This window comes from Bartonella sp. B12(2025), from assembly GCF_053795135.1.
In genome coordinates this window covers 1,157,501-1,173,551 of the sequence record NZ_CP200031.1, presented here as the reverse complement: position 1 = coordinate 1,173,551, position 16,051 = coordinate 1,157,501, and the positions used below count along the sequence as shown (strand labels likewise).

General features: G+C 38.5%; 14 protein-coding genes (1 of these 14 only partly in view). 8 read left to right on the top strand and 6 right to left on the bottom strand.

Features of this window, described 5'->3' with window-relative positions; genetic code table 11:
- Positions 1-124 precede the first annotated feature (124 nt).
- From V3564_RS05190 to V3564_RS05175, 4 genes are all read left to right on the top strand, one after another.
- The gene (locus tag V3564_RS05190) at positions 125-583 is read left to right on the top strand and encodes a hypothetical protein (RefSeq protein ID WP_455480524.1); all 459 of its coding nucleotides are present in this window, start codon (positions 125-127) and stop codon (positions 581-583) included.
- Complete coding sequence (locus V3564_RS05185) at positions 580-1,704, top strand: tail fiber domain-containing protein (RefSeq protein WP_455480523.1); 1,125 nt, start codon at positions 580-582, stop codon at positions 1,702-1,704. Before V3564_RS05190 ends, V3564_RS05185 begins: the two co-directional genes overlap by 4 nt.
- Positions 1,705-2,386: 682 nt before the next feature.
- Positions 2,387-2,632, top strand: coding sequence for a hypothetical protein (locus tag V3564_RS05180; RefSeq protein ID WP_455480522.1), 246 nt, complete (start codon positions 2,387-2,389; stop codon positions 2,630-2,632).
- A gap of 2,526 nt (positions 2,633-5,158) precedes the next feature.
- The gene (locus V3564_RS05175; RefSeq protein ID WP_455480521.1) at positions 5,159-5,602 is read left to right on the top strand and encodes a hypothetical protein; all 444 of its coding nucleotides are present in this window, start codon (positions 5,159-5,161) and stop codon (positions 5,600-5,602) included.
- A 564-nt stretch (positions 5,603-6,166) separates the two neighbouring features.
- Here V3564_RS05175 and fdhE read toward each other — a convergent pair.
- Complete coding sequence (gene fdhE / locus V3564_RS05170) at positions 6,167-7,111, bottom strand: formate dehydrogenase accessory protein FdhE domain-containing protein (protein ID WP_455480520.1); 945 nt, start codon at positions 7,109-7,111, stop codon at positions 6,167-6,169.
- A gap of 788 nt (positions 7,112-7,899) precedes the next feature.
- Between fdhE and V3564_RS05165 the strand changes: the two genes are divergently transcribed.
- A complete protein-coding gene (locus tag V3564_RS05165; protein WP_455480519.1) occupies positions 7,900-8,616 on the top strand; it encodes a DUF4167 domain-containing protein in 717 nt (238 codons plus the stop codon).
- 43 nt (positions 8,617-8,659) lie between these two features.
- Here the strand turns inward: V3564_RS05165 and V3564_RS05160 are convergent, their stop codons facing one another.
- The 4 genes from V3564_RS05160 to V3564_RS05145 all read right to left on the bottom strand — a co-directional run bounded on the left by V3564_RS05160 (position 8,660) and on the right by V3564_RS05145 (position 11,596).
- Positions 8,660-9,109 carry a hypothetical protein gene (locus tag V3564_RS05160; protein WP_455481460.1) on the bottom strand — a complete coding sequence of 150 codons (450 nt, stop codon included), beginning with the start codon at positions 9,107-9,109 and terminating at the stop codon, positions 8,660-8,662.
- 49 nt (positions 9,110-9,158) lie between these two features.
- A complete protein-coding gene (locus V3564_RS05155; RefSeq protein WP_455480518.1) occupies positions 9,159-9,524 on the bottom strand; it encodes a hypothetical protein in 366 nt (121 codons plus the stop codon).
- 243 nt (positions 9,525-9,767) lie between these two features.
- Positions 9,768-10,781, bottom strand: coding sequence for a sensor histidine kinase (locus tag V3564_RS05150; protein WP_455480517.1), 1,014 nt, complete (start codon positions 10,779-10,781; stop codon positions 9,768-9,770).
- Between the two features lie 20 nt (positions 10,782-10,801).
- Positions 10,802-11,596 carry a response regulator gene (locus V3564_RS05145; RefSeq protein WP_455480516.1) on the bottom strand — a complete coding sequence of 265 codons (795 nt, stop codon included), beginning with the start codon at positions 11,594-11,596 and terminating at the stop codon, positions 10,802-10,804.
- Positions 11,597-11,764: 168 nt separating this feature from the next.
- Between V3564_RS05145 and V3564_RS05140 the strand changes: the two genes are divergently transcribed.
- From V3564_RS05140 to V3564_RS05130, 3 genes are all read left to right on the top strand, one after another.
- Positions 11,765-11,968 carry a NepR family anti-sigma factor gene (locus tag V3564_RS05140; protein ID WP_455480515.1) on the top strand — a complete coding sequence of 68 codons (204 nt, stop codon included), beginning with the start codon at positions 11,765-11,767 and terminating at the stop codon, positions 11,966-11,968.
- Between the two features lie 7 nt (positions 11,969-11,975).
- A complete protein-coding gene (locus tag V3564_RS05135; RefSeq protein WP_455480514.1) occupies positions 11,976-12,530 on the top strand; it encodes an RNA polymerase sigma factor in 555 nt (184 codons plus the stop codon).
- 224 nt (positions 12,531-12,754) lie between these two features.
- Positions 12,755-14,179 carry a sensor histidine kinase gene (locus V3564_RS05130; RefSeq protein ID WP_455480513.1) on the top strand — a complete coding sequence of 475 codons (1,425 nt, stop codon included), beginning with the start codon at positions 12,755-12,757 and terminating at the stop codon, positions 14,177-14,179.
- A gap of 394 nt (positions 14,180-14,573) precedes the next feature.
- Here V3564_RS05130 and V3564_RS05125 read toward each other — a convergent pair whose 3' ends face one another.
- Positions 14,574-16,051 carry the 3' portion of a M23 family metallopeptidase gene (locus V3564_RS05125; protein WP_455480512.1) on the bottom strand. 511 nt of this gene lie beyond the right edge of the window, so only the last 1,478 of its 1,989 coding nucleotides appear in the window; its start codon lies off the right edge, out of view — the gene reads right to left on this strand; the stop codon is at positions 14,574-14,576.

Genomic DNA, 16,051 nt, shown 5'->3' with positions numbered 1-16,051 from the left:
CGCTGGTAAGCTTCTTATTAAAAAGCGATGCGCTAAGCACGTTGCATAAATGAGCAATAGGTTTGTATGTTTTATAATTGGTCATAGGGTTCTATTTTAAGAGAAAGCTAAAAGAGCAAAAATCATGACATTGCAACAAGACAGTCAAAATTTTTATTCTGCTCATCTTACAGATCAGTGGTCATGGGAAAAAATAGCACGCTATCAAGATGCTATAAATGCTGCACTGCAAAAATACGCTAAGCGCTTTCCTGATGATGCTTGTTTGGCGACGATTGCTGAAGAAATCGCTATTGGAAAAGCTCAATTGTGGCTGATCTTGAAAAACAAAATCCAATTTAGTGCTTTTGCGATTACCAAAGTTGAAATAACCCATACAGGAAAAAAACGCGTCGTTCTCTCAGATCTTGCCGGAGAGGGAGGGCTGAAATTGGTCAAATTGATCGATAAGGTTGAAGAATGGGCGCGAACAATCAATGCTGAGGAAATGCATATGTTTGGTAGGTCTGGATGGGCTGAAACGCTTGCGCATCACGGATATTCTCGTAATCTTATTCATTATAGAAAGGTTCTTGTTCCATGAGTAGAAAAACAACACCTCAAGTGCAAACAACAACACAAACAAATGCACCACCCGCGTGGGCTGCAGATATCTTTAAAAACGCTAGTTCTCAAGCACTTGATCTTTATAATAAAGGTATTGGCGGAAACGTTTATCAGGGTGAGCGCGTCGCTGATCTCAGCAATACGACAAAAAATGCTCTTACCGGCTTAGAACAAGCTGCTGGTCAATATAGCAATCCAGCATTGACCCAGTGGTTTAATGCACCAACCCAAAGTGCTACAAATCTTTTAAGTATGGCTCAGGGAAACCAGATTGGAAACAATAGTAAATTTAATGCTGCGTTGCAAAATGCGCTCAACAAAACTTCTGATGCTATTAATCAATCTATGGCAGGAGCTGGGAGGTATGGATCTGGCGCCCATACGGAAGTGCTTGCCGACGAGCTAGGTGCATTGGCAACAAATGCTACCGCACAGCAATATAATCAAGATATTAATAATATGATGAATGCTAATCAGATGATTGATCGTTCATCGCGGGATCAGATTAATGCTGCTAACGCCTATTATCAAGGGCAAAGTAATGCGCAAAGCAATGCTTTGAAAGGCGGTATGATCCAAGATGCAAATCGTCAGAATGCTTTAGATGCCGAACGCCAAAAATGGACAGAACAAGATAATCAAGCATGGAATCAATTAGAACGCTTGTTAAAAGTAGGAACGCAAGCCGCAGGAAATTACGGAACGGAAACACAAAAATCCACAACAATGCCTTCCATTACAAAAGATCCGTTGCGCGATGCACAGAAAGTGCTTGGATTGGTCGGAGGAATTTTAGGACTTTCTGATGTGAGAGCTAAAGAAAATATTGTCTCTGTGGGCGAAAAAAATGGCTATCCACTTTATACCTTCAATTATAAAGGAGATCCGCAACGCTATCGTGGTGTTCTTGCTCAAGAAGTATTACGTTTGAAGCCTGATGCTGTTTATGTCAATGCAAAAACAAAATTATTGCATGTTGATTATGATAAAATTGGTTTGAAAATGGAGAAAATTACAGCGCATAAAAATAAAGTCGTTGCTTTCTTTTCTTCTTTCCTGGCTCATCTTCGTTTTTTGCCAAAAGGATATATTCTATGAGTTTGATTTATGATTGGTCGATTATAGCATTTGAAAATGCTTATGTTGATGGAATCATAAATTGGGCAGAAGGATAACCTCAAAGTTTGGTTATAGTGGTAATGCTCATGCTTTGATGCCTCGCATCAAAGAATATTTATGGAATAATGGTGGAGTGATTGAAAGAGAAGCATCAGCTTGAGACTTTCAACTTGTGTATCTTGAAGCTTTTGGTGGTAAGAAAATAATGGTGCTAGGCTTCTTTGACAAAGAATGAGGGCATGCAAAATTTCCACGACTTTTATCTATGGAAGATGTATTATGATGCTAATCTGTGGGAGGCATGTGTGTTTATAAATCCAGCACTTTCTTAAGAAACAATGCTTCTGCTTGCTAGCCAATTAACTTAAACAAGGATAAGATTGATGTTGGAAAGCACAGTGGTGAAAGATAACGATTGATGGAATGGCGCAAGGTGATCGTGCATTCCTGCTTTGATTTCAAATTGTGAGAGCATCATTTTTAGCGAGAGAAAAAAGTTGCGATTTTAAGAGGCTTCCTTTTTGAAGTGTCTTAGAATTTTTTCAAGAGCTTTTCTCAAGGATGCTGCGTGAGGTTTGCATTGTGCAAAAATTTTTCAGTGAAAATGCATTGAAGTCTGCTGATATGGCTGCTGTACAGTGCATCAAAAAGAGGGAATACAATGCTATTTTTTCCATTTTCTATTGCTGAGATTGATGATCCTGAACATATTCGCGTGGTTCTTTATGTTAACGGAAAAATGGGGCATGTCCCTTTGAATGCGTTGTTGAAACAGATATCTCAAGATATCAGGCGTTTCAATAAAAAACAAACCCAAGATATAACTACAATATCGCAGCGCATAGATACTTTAGAACAACAATTGAAAACAATTCTCCAAAATCTTGAGAATGTCAAACACAACTAAAATGCTAAAAGAGTACAACAGCCAATGACTCGTCTTGTTTGGCTCTTTGATTTTGACATTCTGCTGTCGGTAAAATTTGAGAAGTTATAAAAATGCGAAAAACTTCAAAAGAGAGAGCTTGTGTTCATTAAACAATAGAAGATCACTTGTAAGCTTATCAAGATTCCATGAATGTCTATATAATCGATGATGGATGTATCATATGAGTATGAAAATCTCTTCTCTAGAAAGGCATCTAGACTGTTCGGGATGGAAGGCAGATCACTGCTGCATAAGCGGAAATCATTCTACGAAGAAACTTGACATAAATTTTGAGAAAACTGTCAAATAGGCAGTGGTGCATTCTTTAATCGATAAGCAATGTCGCTCTTACGTTTTTTGGCCATAATGTGATGATGAAAACTTTTTACAATCAATAGTTCTCAAAAAACGTAAAAGGGAATGGGGAAGTTTTTTTTGCTGAATTGCAAAAATGAACGAAAGCGGAAAAAAATGCTTACAAGGTCGTATTCACTGGCGTATTGTTAGAGCAGCTTTGTGGATTACAGTTGCCACACTGCTTCATTGAACAGTGCATCTGTTGTTACAGTTTACATCAATAATAACTTTGTTCTCCATCAATCTGACAGATGTCGATAACACGCCTTTTTTCGTCTATTGTTTAGATGCTGGTCTTTTGTTGGATCTATTTTTCGGAGGAGATTTTGCCTCTTGAAGTGGAGAGCATGAGCCGTCTAATGTTCTTTCTTCTGTGAGTGGAGTTCTCGTTGAAATAAAAGTTTCTGTTTAAAATCTCGCTTTTCTATCTAGTAAAGTAGCTCTAAAAAACGCGAAAGAAATTGTAGATTTCATAAAAACCATCAGTTTTGATGAGTGGCATGTTGGATAACGATCATTGTAAAGTCTTGTGTGTCTTTATCCTAAGGGCTTGTGGAATGCATCTTTTTTATGCCTATGATAGTTGAAAGCCATAATGGATGGATTTTTGTAGTTGTTTATTGAATAGTTTTCTCCAAAAGCTGTGACAATACTTTGACTTCCAAGAAAGATAGCGCATCATACATTGGCAATAGCTGTGTTGTATGTTGAATGAACACCGTTGGGCATATAAGCATATTCCCGTAAAATAACATCATGGATATATACCAAGAAAATTTTTAAGAAGAGGGTTGTTGGGGGGCGAGTAACATCCATTTATTTGCATTTTGAATGTGTTCCCACACAACAGGGATATCAGTATTATCTCTTAACCGTGTGACTTGGATTGGATGGAGTACAGAACGTAGAATTTTTTGTGGTTGATATATCTTGGATGGATTGTGTGGTATGCGCATTTAGCATGCACGATAGCTTTATCGATAAGGTGAAGCTGTGTTGTTGGAGATTTGTTAAATTTTCATCATTGATGGCTCATGAGGTCATATGATTACTGGTTAGGGCAGTTGGTTTATTCAATCTATAATGGGATGAGCTTTGGAATTGAGTCTATGCTGTCTACGGTATAACCGCAGATTTGGAGGGAAAATATGATGTTGAGAAATTCGTTGTAACGTTGAACCAAATGACGTTCAGCATCTTATGGATTTAACATAGTTATTGTTAGGGAATGGACATCTTAGCTCTTCCCTCTGGATTTTATCATAAAAGAGCGGTTGTTCATTACCACTCAAAATTTTTTCTGAGTAAACGCCTCCTTTTTAATATTGAGACACATGGGTGAAAAAAATGGCAGTTTCACTTGTTTGTCTAGTTTTCGCTTTCAGTTGGATGATGCTGTCAGGTATTGCCTAAAAGGAGAGCGATAGTGATGCTCTCGTATTTTGTATCTTTTATAGGCATCTCAAAAGTTTTTCTTAATAGTATAGAATTACGAAAAATCGTCTCCACTAATTTTTTCGTGCCATAATTATGGTTAAATGATGCTAAAAACTTCTATAATAAATGAGATATTATTATTCCTTTGTTTTAGAGAGAGTTCTTTGTGAGGGGGTGTTGGCATTTATAAAAGAGCACAATCTCTTTTTATCAGGATTTTTCCAAAAAGAAGAAAAGCAGGAGCGTGTTTCGTTTCTGCTTTCTTTGCGTTGGTTTGGATATGAACAGCGTCGAAGGCAGAGTGAAATTTTTTCAGTATTATGAAGAGTGATATGGGCACATAAAGAACGGATATGAGGCGTAGATATCTCCATCATGAAAGTGGGTACGTTTTCTTTTGACAGTGCGTGTTTATCTCGAGAAGGAAATCATGCACATTACCTGTATAGGATTTTACTTCAGTAAAGCCTTATGATAGTGTTCCATACCTTTTCATAAAGTGGATGCAAAACGCAAAAAGTGTCCAATAGCAGTTTCAAATAACAAAGAGAATAAAAGTGTTAAGGGTATAGAGAAAAAGAGCTGTTTTGGCATAAGAAAATTAAGAGTATGCAGCTATAACATGTATTTTGTGCATTGATGCTTTTATCATTTTTTGCTGTAAAAAGCTTATCTTGGGGTATTTATGAGAGATTAAAGGATACGGTCTTTATGGAAAAAAGAATCCGAGCAAGGCAAAACGCTTATTTCAAAAGATTATGTCGCAAGGTCGCTTTTGTTTGCATGCTGTTCTTTTGTGTGTTGGCTCTTTGCTTTGGAATTGTAAAAATTGTCAGTTACTTTTTTCCTAAGAAACAGATGATAAAACAGGCTCCTGTTGAGTTGACTATTCCAATGTTTGATCTACGTGTGTATTGCAAAGAAATTTCTGCTTCAGTCGCGTCTGATATGGAGAAAGAAGTTTATCAGCACTGTATTAATTCGGAAAGTGAAGCCTATTTTGCTATTCGTGAAATGTGGGGTGTGCTTTCAGAGCGTGCAAAAGCAAAATGTGTGAAAATGGTGCGACCGGGAGATGGAAACTACTTTCTCTTACGAGATTGCTTTATCAATGAAAAAGAGAATAAAAAAGGTAAAGTACGCAATTATTTTTAAACTTTCACGCGGAAATTTAAGAGTACGCGAAGTTTGGTGAAAAGTGTACAAAAGCCAGCTTTCAAAGAATATCTCATTTTGTAAAGGCTGCATCTTTTAAAGTTACGATGGATGCTCGATGAAAGTTTTTTTCTAACAGTTCGAAAGATATTATAAAGCACCATAGAGATGAAGATACAAATGTAAATACTATTTTCGTCTTTCTTACTATAGAGAGAAGTGAAAAATGCGACCAAAAATACACCCTTTTCAATTTTAATTCAGGAAGCATGAAGATCTTTAATTTTTTGTGATGTAGCTTGTTCATTTTTAACCTGAAAAATGCTTCAAGATAAACCATAATACTGTCTTGTTTTTGGTAAGAAAATCGCTCTGGCGCGCGTTATTGCGTATTAGGTGGTAAAAGAGTTTTTATATTTGCTGTATTTCTCTGGGGTAGAATCCGTGTTTTTAAAATCTCCCGTCGTTGCTCCATGGTTTTTCGATGGCCTTTTTGCAGTTGACGGAGGAGTGGGGAGCTAGAGATTTTTTTATGTTAAGCTGTTTTGTTGAGAGAAAAACTGGTTAGCTTTTGCATTCCGCTAAAAAAGGATTAAAGATCTTATACTTAAAATGAGAAGAGGCTTTGTGCAAAAAGTCAGGTGTGGAGGTGCTGATATCATCGGCAAAAACATTCAGTGCAGGATTTTGGTGTTGATTGAATTGTTTGCAATAAGATCCACATGCAGTACAGGTTTCAAATAAAATGCCGTTGGGAATATTTTCGGGAATGTGGCTGGAAACATTCTGCGTTGTTTCACAAAAGGTGCATTGAGTGTGTGGGGTATGCCAGAGGGTGCCACAATAAAGGCAAGAACAAACCTTTATGACTTTGTGTGATTTCCAGTTGATAAGGAGACTGGCGGAATGTGTGCCGCTGCAGGCAGGGCAGAGGTTGTGTTGTTGTGGGGTTAGGCTTTGAGCATCAAGCTGTGAAGCGGCAAGAGAATAAATGATTTGCAATGCACCAGTAATAAAAATATGTTCTGCTAATTGCTGTTGGGGAAGTATCTGGTTTAACAGATTATGTCCCCACAGACGCCATTGGTCTTTTTTCTGTTGTGTGCAGCTTAAAGCTTCGTGCCTTGTTACTGAGAATTCTTGGGTTGACAAACGTTTTAAAAAATCTCCTACAATGCTTTCATATAAGCCCAAAATTAATAATTTTGATCGATCAAAAGGAGGGGTTGAAGGTGCACCAAAACGGCTAAGAGGAACGGCAAAGTCCTTAAATTTTTCTGTCGATTGTTGCTGGGCATTACAAAAATGAGCAAAAAAAAGGAGAGATTCTTTATCTAAGATTCTATTGGCATTTTGGGCTCTATTTACTAAATATGCAAAACGTTGTGCTCGTTTTGCAAATAAAGTTTTCTTGTCAGGAAGTATGACAAAGGGGAGGAAGTGCATGATGTTATTCTTGTTTATAGATATTGGGGTTTTTTTGAGGGGATTTTGAATTTTTTTTGGCATGGCATGTTGGGTATTTCTTTCTCATAAGTCTATGTTTTATATTTAGCTTTTATACCAAATTCGTCATAAACTACAGATCCAATTCACTTATAAATCCTGTGGAACTACACCAGAAATTTATAGTGCAATTTGGTTAGCTTTAACAAAAAGACTAATTTGTTGATGAACATAGGGCTTGAATAATGCTTCATGTTAATCTATGTATAGAAAGTAAGAGGTTTTGTGAAGTGTCAGTGGATTGTTGCTCACAAAAGGGGGTTGCTTTAGCGCAGAAGAGAGGCTATGTTCATGAAATTGAGAGAGTTCATGTAGCAACTCGTGGAGCATAAATACTTGTGAGTTAAGTGCGCGAGGGGGATAGGGAATATCGGCGTTTTAATGATCGGTGGTCCTAAGCAAAAAAGAGGGCTTCTATTTATTCTCTGGTGAAAGTTATTCGTTTGCTGGGGGTTTTGTGTGTGTGTTCTCGTTTTTTGTTTTTCCACAAGATGATTATTTTTTTTAATGAAATATGGTCTATTTAAAAAAAAACACTTGGCATTTTATGTGAACATCACTAGGTTTCTGCTGGTTGACAGAGAAAGAGGGAACTTTGAGCTTATGGTTTCCCCACGGTTTTTGTGATTTTCAAAAATAATATGCTTTTATCAAATATCAGTAGGTATCATTTGAGTGAAATAAAACGCGGATAGCCTGATAACCGTATTTTAAACATGATCAGCATTATTGAAAAATAATGCAATGAAGAAGAGTCAATTAAGACACATACACTCCAAAAAGGGATAAAAATGAGGCCACAACAAAATAGACGGGTACGCGGTCGCAATAACAACAATAGTAACAATCGTCGCGGCCCTAACCCGTTGTCTCGGAACTATGAAAGTAGCGGTCCGGATGTTAAGATTCGCGGAAATGCTCAGCAAATTGCCGACAAATACATAAGTCTTGCGCGTGATGCACAGGGTGCTGGTGATCGCGTTATGTCGGAGAATTATCTACAACATGCTGAACACTATTTGCGTATTATTTTAGCAGCAGCTGGGCAAATGTCTCAATCTGTTCGACGTGATGAAAACAATGAACAAGAATACGTTGAAACAAACGCTGAAGGTGAGAAAAAAGACACTGTCAATTGTGATACAAATGTATCACAATTGCAGTCGCAAAAAAATGGTAACGGTCAACACACCAAGGCACAAAATGGGCATACAGGTGAGGATGCATTAGAGGTTAACGCTTTGTCAGGTGGGAAAACAAACGAAGAGCAATCCGTTGCTGAAGAAAGTGTTGAATCTGTCAAAAAAACACGTCGACCTTCACGTCGGCGTTCTGTACGCGCTCAAGAAGAAGCATCTCTTGAGCTTTCACAGACGATAGCTGAAACTTCTAAAAACGGTGATGCTTCAACAGAGAAAGTTGTCTCTTTGCCTGTATTAGGTGAGGAAATACAGAGAAAACCACGTCGACGTCGGGCGGTAACATCTTCGGCAGAAGAAAATATTTAAACAAGAGAGCGCTGTTTAAGCGCTTGTAGGAGCTGTTCTCGGCTTAGTGGGGTAGGGTTATAGATGTTTCTTTTGTTGTTTCAACAGAAAGCACAGAAAGCAGTGCACCAGTATGATAATTGTAAATCATAAATTTTATTTTCCCATCTGGCGTTAAGATCTTCAACATAATATTGTGTTCCGAGAGGCTTTGCGACAAAATCTGTGTTTTTTCCGGTAAGGAGAGTGTATGGCGGACAATTTTTTGGCTTTGTTCGTTGGAGGAAAAGGGGGCTGTTTGTTTTTGAGCTGATTTCGTTACTATAGTTTTGTAAACAGCTAGAAATAGTATAACAAGAATAAGAATGAGCGTTATCGAAAGAGTAGTCATCATGAAAAGCATGAGTTTTTTTCTCACGCGTTCTACTGCAGGGTCCAAGGGGAGCTCTTGAGATAGAGCGCATTGCTCTGTGCGATGGTTTTGTGAAGTATGAATTTGCTTATTATCCATCAGGATTTACTCTTTCACTGATTATTTTTGAGAACCTGATGAGTCTATGCTTTTAAGGTTTTTTGTGCAAGAGGTTTGTGGAAGAAGAATATAGAAGAGGGAATAATGTAGGGAAAACATCTGCTTCGTGGACTTCGGATATCTTATCATTTATGTTTTGGCTTTTAAGCAGGAAATTCCCTCGGTTTGTCACGAACCAGGTCAGCTTTACTGCTTGTTGATGTAAATTTGTGTGTATGCTTGTGCATTGGGCAAAGATTTGTTGCCCATAAGATGCGATTTTTTTTGTGGATGGTACCATGGCTTGCTCACACGCTTGAGCTGTTGGGTAGGTTTTGACCATTGTATTGTTAGAGTAACAGCTGTTAAAGTCATCTGTACATGAAACCAATAAGAGGATAAAAACAAGGGTATTCATAAAATTTTTCCAAATAAGAGGCCGACAGTATGGGACCCAGTTTGTCAGCTTAGGGAGATATGAATAAACGTTTTGAAAGGTTTTTCGTTCCAGAAAACTGGATTTTAGAGGCTAAGTTCTCAGAGGCTAGTGGTAGGCTAGTTGTGTGGAAAAAGTGTCTTTGTGCTGGGCGATGGATGTTATGAGAACAACTCTTTTAGTGTGGGGTTTGCTTTTTCATTTTACGGTGTTTTAATCGCTTTTTTAAAAAAAGATATCAAAATAAGTATCAGGAACACACAAGCGATAAACAATCCCCTTTTCTGTCAATTTGAAAGAAGAGGAACCATTTACAGAGATGGGAACAATTTTTTCTAGGACAGCACTGCCAAAACAGGCTTTTTTATTGCTAGAGGGAAGAGCTCCTGTTTCAAAATTTTCATTCCAAGTAATGAGAAGCTGTGTTTTCCCATCCATTTTTGTATGGATTTCACAGCATACACAGATTCTTCCCTTTTCTTGTGATAAGGCACCAAAAGAAAGAGAATTGACAATGAGTTCATGAAAAGCCAAACCAATATGCAAAGCTGCATTCGGAAAAAGATAAGGATCTACACCTTCAATAGAAAAGCGTTCTGTATCTTTCATCAAATAGCCCAAAGCTTGCGAATGAACCAATTCGCGAAATTGGGCACCACGCCAATCAGAATCGGTGATGAGATCTTGAGAATGGGAAAGAGAATGGAGTCGTCCTTGAAATTTTCGTAAAAAAACCTGTAGGGATTCAGTATAGCGTGCGGTTTGGCTGGCAATACTTTGAATGATGGCGAGAAGATTTTTAGAACGGTGACTGACTTCTCGAAGTAATACTTTTAGCACTTGCTCACGTCGGTGCAGTCCTGAAATATTAACACCAGTAGTTATAATACCGATAATGTCTCCGTTATCATTGCGGTGGCAATCGATAGAAAATTTGTACCAAACAGCTTGTTTGGCCATATCCTCAAACCGTGCTTCAATAGTTTGCATTTTACCGGTGGCTAGAACCTGCAATTTGATTGTTTCCATACTGTCTGCAAGATCAAGCGAAAAAAAATCGCTGTCACGACATCCCATACACCATTTATTATGCAAATGTTTTGGGAGGTTTTCAGCCCATAAATAGACCAGATTGGTTGTCTGATATAAAACACAGATATCAGCACCACGAATCGCTTGCATGAGGGCGCTAAGATGTGATTTATCCATGGGTGGCTTTGAAATAGGAGTAACAATCATGATTGAGATGTTACTCTGTTCTAAGCTGCTTTGGAAGCGTTCTCTTGAAAAAACAAAGCCTGTGAAATAAGTGCTTTCACCATGTCAGGATTAAAGGGTTTGGTAACTAAAAAAGTTGGCTCTGGACGTTCTCCGGTCAGTAATCTTTCAGGAAAAGCAGTGATAAAGATCACCGGTATACGATCATTTTGCAAAATGTTATTGACCGCATCAATGCCAGAACTATTATCAGCCAATTGAATATCAGCCAAAATTAATCGCGGTTTTGCCTTATTATACATAATAACAGCTTCGTCGCGGGTTCGTGCTATCCCTATCACTTGATGGCCTAGGCTTTCTACCATTTGCTCAATATCCAGCGCAATAAGAGGTTCATCTTCAATAATCATAACTTGTGTGGCAATTTGTTGAGAGATATCAGTTGATGCTTGGTTGAGAAGCTTGCGGAACTTCTTTGCGTCAAGATTCATGATTTCACTGGCTTGTTGTTCATTAAACCCTTCAACGGCAATCAACAAAAATGCTTGGCGTGCACGTGGGGTGAGATACGATAATTTGGCACTGGCTTTTTGCTCAAGGCCAAATTGTGGTAATGGTTCGGGTATATTAGGCGTAGTTTGGTCAAAAAGATGACAAAAAAGCCAATAAGTACCAATGCGATCACTGGATGCTTTGGGAAAAATGGAAATATCAGCAATGAGTGCTTCCAACATTGCTGAGACATAAGCATCGCCAGATGATTGGCTGCCTGTGACAGATCGAGCAAAACGCCGAAGATAGGGAAGATGCGGTGCGATGCGCGTTGATAATGACATAATTTATAACTCCTTTGACCTTTGAAGCACTTTGTTGGTTGAAATCTTTAAGTGAGGAAAAAGTTCCTTTGCCCGTATGGAACTTTTTACATACAACTATATTTACAACCATGAGGCGAAAAATTCTTCTCGGTGCTACTGATATTATATGGATTAGGGGGATAAAAAATGAACGACCGTGATGAAAAAAATCTCACCAACCACTTCACTTTTGGCGATGATCTTCTTGGGATCAATAGCGAAATAGCACGAAAACTACGACAGTTTTACATGGAAATTCAAGAAGAAGCACTTCCTGTGCGTTTGCTGGAGCTTTTAGAGAAGTTGGAACGAGCAGAGCAATTTGGCTTAAACAATGTGAAAAAGGTTTGAACCTTTTATGGCAAAGGACGTGAAAAACTTTAAACAGGAATTACTTTTGGTTCTACCGGCTCTTCGGGCTTTTGCTATTTCTTTAAGTGGTAAGCACGACAAAGCCGAAGACTTAGTCCAAGATACTATTATGAAAGCATGGGCTAAGCAGGACAGTTTTGAAATGGGAACCAATCTTAAAGCTTGGCTTTTTACTATTTTGCGCAATGAGTTTTACAGTCAAATGCGCAAAAGAGGAAGAGAAGTTCAAGACACCGACGGCGTGTTTACTCAAAATGTGGCGATTCATCCTGCTCAATATGGGTCGCTTGATTTGAAAGATTTCAAAAAAGCCTTAGATATGCTCTCTGCAGATCAAAGAGAAGCCATTATTCTCATTGGAGCCTCAGGTTTTTCTTATGAAGATGCCGCAGCTATTTGTGGCTGTGCTATTGGAACAATTAAAAGCCGTGTTAGCAGGGCGCGTAATCGCTTACAGGAACTTCTTAACGTGGATGGTGAATCCGATTATGGCCCCGATTCTTATTCCGCTGGAAGTATATTGTGTTCATTTGACGGCTAAAAAAGCATAATAATTATAGTTGATAGCCTTGTTTTTTTTATTCCCGTTATAGCTATTAAAGTAAAGATCAGTATCTGAGGAAGTTCAGAGTATTTGGCTATCCCTTGAGGGAAATAAGCAAAGCCTGTGTGAGAGCATTCATTGGCTTTTGTGCTATGTTCCATAAGGCAGCCTTCCTTGTGTGCTGAAAAATGACGATTTTCAGGTTCGCCGATGGAAATTTTATGACAACAAAGAAGAATTTGCTTCCTCAAATGCCCTCTTCTGATTCAACCATATCAAGTTGGCGTTGGGTGGCAATTGTTGTTTCTCTTGTTATGGCTCTTTTGGCTTCGGTCTTTATTATATTGCTCTCAAATGCTGTTGATCGGGAAGTTGCACAGTTGAATACAAGTTCAGAATTGCGCGAACAGGCTGATCTGGTGCTCATTAGTTTGATCGATATGGCTGTTGCTGACCGCAGCTACGCAAGAACCCACAAAGCAGAAGATAAAGCACGCTTTGAAAATGCAGCGCGTGAGCTCGATGATATTCTCGATTATACAGAACTTATTGTTTATGCACATCCGCAATGGTATGAATGGTTCACTGCTTTTAAAAAAGAAGTCGAAGCACGCAAAGCTTTTATGAATGCCCATATACATGCTCTTGATGCGCTTCCTAATCAATCTCCTCAATTTTCTGCCTCTTCTGAAGTTCAAAAGATTCAAGTGGCACGTTTAGCCCAATTAATGACAAGCTTTATTAATGGCGATGATGTGGTACGGCAAAAACAGCGTGAAGGTATAGCACTTATACGTGCTGCCTTAACATTGGCGGCGATTGTTTCTGTCGTGAGTACTTTTATTTCTGCTTATTTTGTGATTAATCGTTTTCATCGCGATGTGCGCTCCTTAAAAATGTATCAACTGCTGCTTCATAGTGAAAATCTAGCCCTTGAAGCACGTGTGAAAGAACGTACACAAGAATTGGAAAGAGCGCGCAATCATGCCGAGAAAGAGCGTCAACGTGTTGAAATGTTGTTGCAGGATGCAAGCCATCGTATTGGCAATTCTCTTGGCACCGTCTCTTCTTTGCTTGGTTTGCAATTAAATCGTAGCGAAAATGAAGAGGTGCGTTCTGTTCTTGGTGCTGCACGCGACCGTATCCAGACAATATCTACAGCGCATCGCCGTTTGCGTTTGAGTGATGATATGGAAACAACTTTATTGGCAGAGTTTCTCAGTTCGGTGGTTCATGATGTCGAATTGGCGGTACCTTTTGAATTGCGCGAAAACATCACTATTCATACGTCTTTTAAAGATTGTCGCTTATCTTCAAGAGATGCGACAACGCTGGGCATTATTCTTGGTGAATTGTTAACAAATTCTTTAAAACACGCCTTTCCTGACCAGCGTGCTGGTCATATTTATGTCTCATTTGGCTCCCAGAAAGATGGACAATTGATGTTGATTGTGGAAGATGATGGTGTCGGCATAAAGCGGCAAACTTTAGAGCAAAAAGCAGGTCTTGGCCGTTTGGTTGTTGAACAGCTTTGTATGCAGTTTGGTGAAAAACCGCTTTTTGAAACTTCCGATTTGGGTGGAACAAAGGTTATGATTCCTTTGCCAAAACTCAATACAGATGGTTCAAAAGATACGTCTGCTTGATTTAAAAACACTGTAAGTTCTTTTTTGTCTTCTCTTCTTTTCCTTTGGGGAAAGGCGATGAGATATCGCTCGTTAGTTTATATGGATTTGTTCTTAGCGTGATATTCATCATGTACGAACGCCAATACAGTGCTCAATCTAAAAATTTGGTTTTGGCTTGCTCATGTCAGCTTATGGGGTAAACTTCTAGCCAAAGCTTTATATTTTGGTACAGTCAGCTTCAAAGTAGCTGAGAATTAACAGTGGTCTTTATCATAAATAGTGTGTTTTGCATATAATTTTCAAAGAACAACTGCCCTTTCTCTTTTTATAAGATTTTTCAACAATGTTTCTTTGTGACAAAAAATTGAAAGAAAAAACTCTTTATAGATTATAAAGGCGCTTTATGTATCGTTTAAGAAATATCTTCTGATGGCACTATGGGGCTGTTTAACAAAGAATCAATATTTCTTTTTTCCCGCAGGAATGCTTGCAGCTCTTGATTGGCTAAAGCTTTACTGTCAGGTATACGGATGCGCATGGGATCAACTTTTATGCCATTGACAATAATTTCAAAATGACAATTGGGGCCGGTTGCCATTCCTGTTGTTCCAACATATCCAATGATTTGTCCTTGATGTACTTTAGTGCCTGGTTTGATATTTGGTGCATAACGGCTTTGGTGTGAATAAGTGCTGACATATCCATTGCTGTGTCGAATTTCTGTATGTTTTCCATAGCCGCCTGTTACGCCTACTTTTGTGACAATACCATCTCCTACAGCAATAATGGGTGATCCTTTTGGTGCAGCCCAATCAACGCCCGTGTGCATGCGAACATACCCTAAAATAGGATGTTTACGTGGTCCAAAGGGAGAAGAAAAAGTGCCATTTGGAACAGGTTTGCGGAGCAAAAAGGGTTTTGAACTTTTTCCTTCTGAATCATAGTAATCGACGCTACCGTTTTTTGATTGATAACGATAATATTTATACGTTGTATTGCTGAAGGTAATGCTGATATAACGAATTTCAGGATCTGCGTTTGTGGGTGCTTTCTTTGTTTTCTGATTTTCTTTGTTGTTTTTTTCCGTATCGTTTTGTTGTGGCACGGCATAAAATATTTCGAGCTGATCGGTTGGTGTTATCCGGCTTTTCATATCAATGTTGGTTGCAAGCAGACGAATGAGACGCTGAGAGAGAGATTTTGACATATTATGGCTGAGCAGAGCAGTATGGATAGCATCATAAACCGTCGGTAATTGTGCTGTATTGACATAAGAATGCGGAATACCATTCCGAAAAGCGGTTTTAAGTGCATGGGACAAGATGGGTTCTGCACTTTCAATAAATTGCTCTTTATCATTCAGTGCAATTGTGAGAACATGATGCATCCCTTGATAAATGCTTGCTCGTACCAGATGATCTTGTTCTCCGGTTTGTGTGATGATACCAATGCGTAAAAGACTTCCCTCTTTAAGCGTATCCGAATGATACAATTTCGTTAAAGTGCTTACAACCTGTTCAATTTGCTTTTCTGTATAGTTGGTGTCTTTAAAAGCATCGGCTATCTTTTGTTTTTTACGAATAGGAATAATATCTTCAGCATAATTTTTAGTGAGATCAATGCGGTGAGTTTGAGGGGAAATGGTTACATTTTCTTGAACGATGCGGACTTCAGGGGTATCTGTAAATTGGGAGGTAGAAGACAAGTTTTCTAATTTTAAAGGGTCGATTAGCGTGAGGATTGAAAGGAGTTCGTTGCTTTTTTCTAAAGAAAATCCAGCTTTTTTTAACTCTTGTTGTGCTTCATCGTCCGTGAGAGTATCTGCGTCATCAAAGTTTATTTCATCAATTATAAAGTTACGGTTGCGTAAGATTATTTTTGTTTCCACCT

What these genes read in the sequence shown, in the direction of transcription:
- V3564_RS05190 (WP_455480524.1), top strand. Translation starts at nt 125, where the DNA reads ATGACATTGCAACAAGACAGTCAAAATTTTTATTCTGCTCATCTTACA.
- V3564_RS05185 (WP_455480523.1), top strand. Translation starts at nt 580, where the DNA reads ATGAGTAGAAAAACAACACCTCAAGTGCAAACAACAACACAAACAAAT.
- V3564_RS05180 (WP_455480522.1), top strand. Translation starts at nt 2,387, where the DNA reads ATGCTATTTTTTCCATTTTCTATTGCTGAGATTGATGATCCTGAACAT.
- V3564_RS05175 (WP_455480521.1), top strand. Translation starts at nt 5,159, where the DNA reads ATGGAAAAAAGAATCCGAGCAAGGCAAAACGCTTATTTCAAAAGATTA.
- fdhE (WP_455480520.1), bottom strand. Translation starts at nt 7,111, where the DNA reads ATGCCAAAAAAAATTCAAAATCCCCTCAAAAAAACCCCAATATCTATA.
- V3564_RS05165 (WP_455480519.1), top strand. Translation starts at nt 7,900, where the DNA reads ATGAGGCCACAACAAAATAGACGGGTACGCGGTCGCAATAACAACAAT.
- V3564_RS05155 (WP_455480518.1), bottom strand. Translation starts at nt 9,524, where the DNA reads ATGAATACCCTTGTTTTTATCCTCTTATTGGTTTCATGTACAGATGAC.
- V3564_RS05150 (WP_455480517.1), bottom strand. Translation starts at nt 10,781, where the DNA reads ATGATTGTTACTCCTATTTCAAAGCCACCCATGGATAAATCACATCTT.
- V3564_RS05145 (WP_455480516.1), bottom strand. Translation starts at nt 11,596, where the DNA reads ATGTCATTATCAACGCGCATCGCACCGCATCTTCCCTATCTTCGGCGT.
- V3564_RS05140 (WP_455480515.1), top strand. Translation starts at nt 11,765, where the DNA reads ATGAACGACCGTGATGAAAAAAATCTCACCAACCACTTCACTTTTGGC.
- V3564_RS05135 (WP_455480514.1), top strand. Translation starts at nt 11,976, where the DNA reads ATGGCAAAGGACGTGAAAAACTTTAAACAGGAATTACTTTTGGTTCTA.
- V3564_RS05130 (WP_455480513.1), top strand. Translation starts at nt 12,755, where the DNA reads ATGACAACAAAGAAGAATTTGCTTCCTCAAATGCCCTCTTCTGATTCA.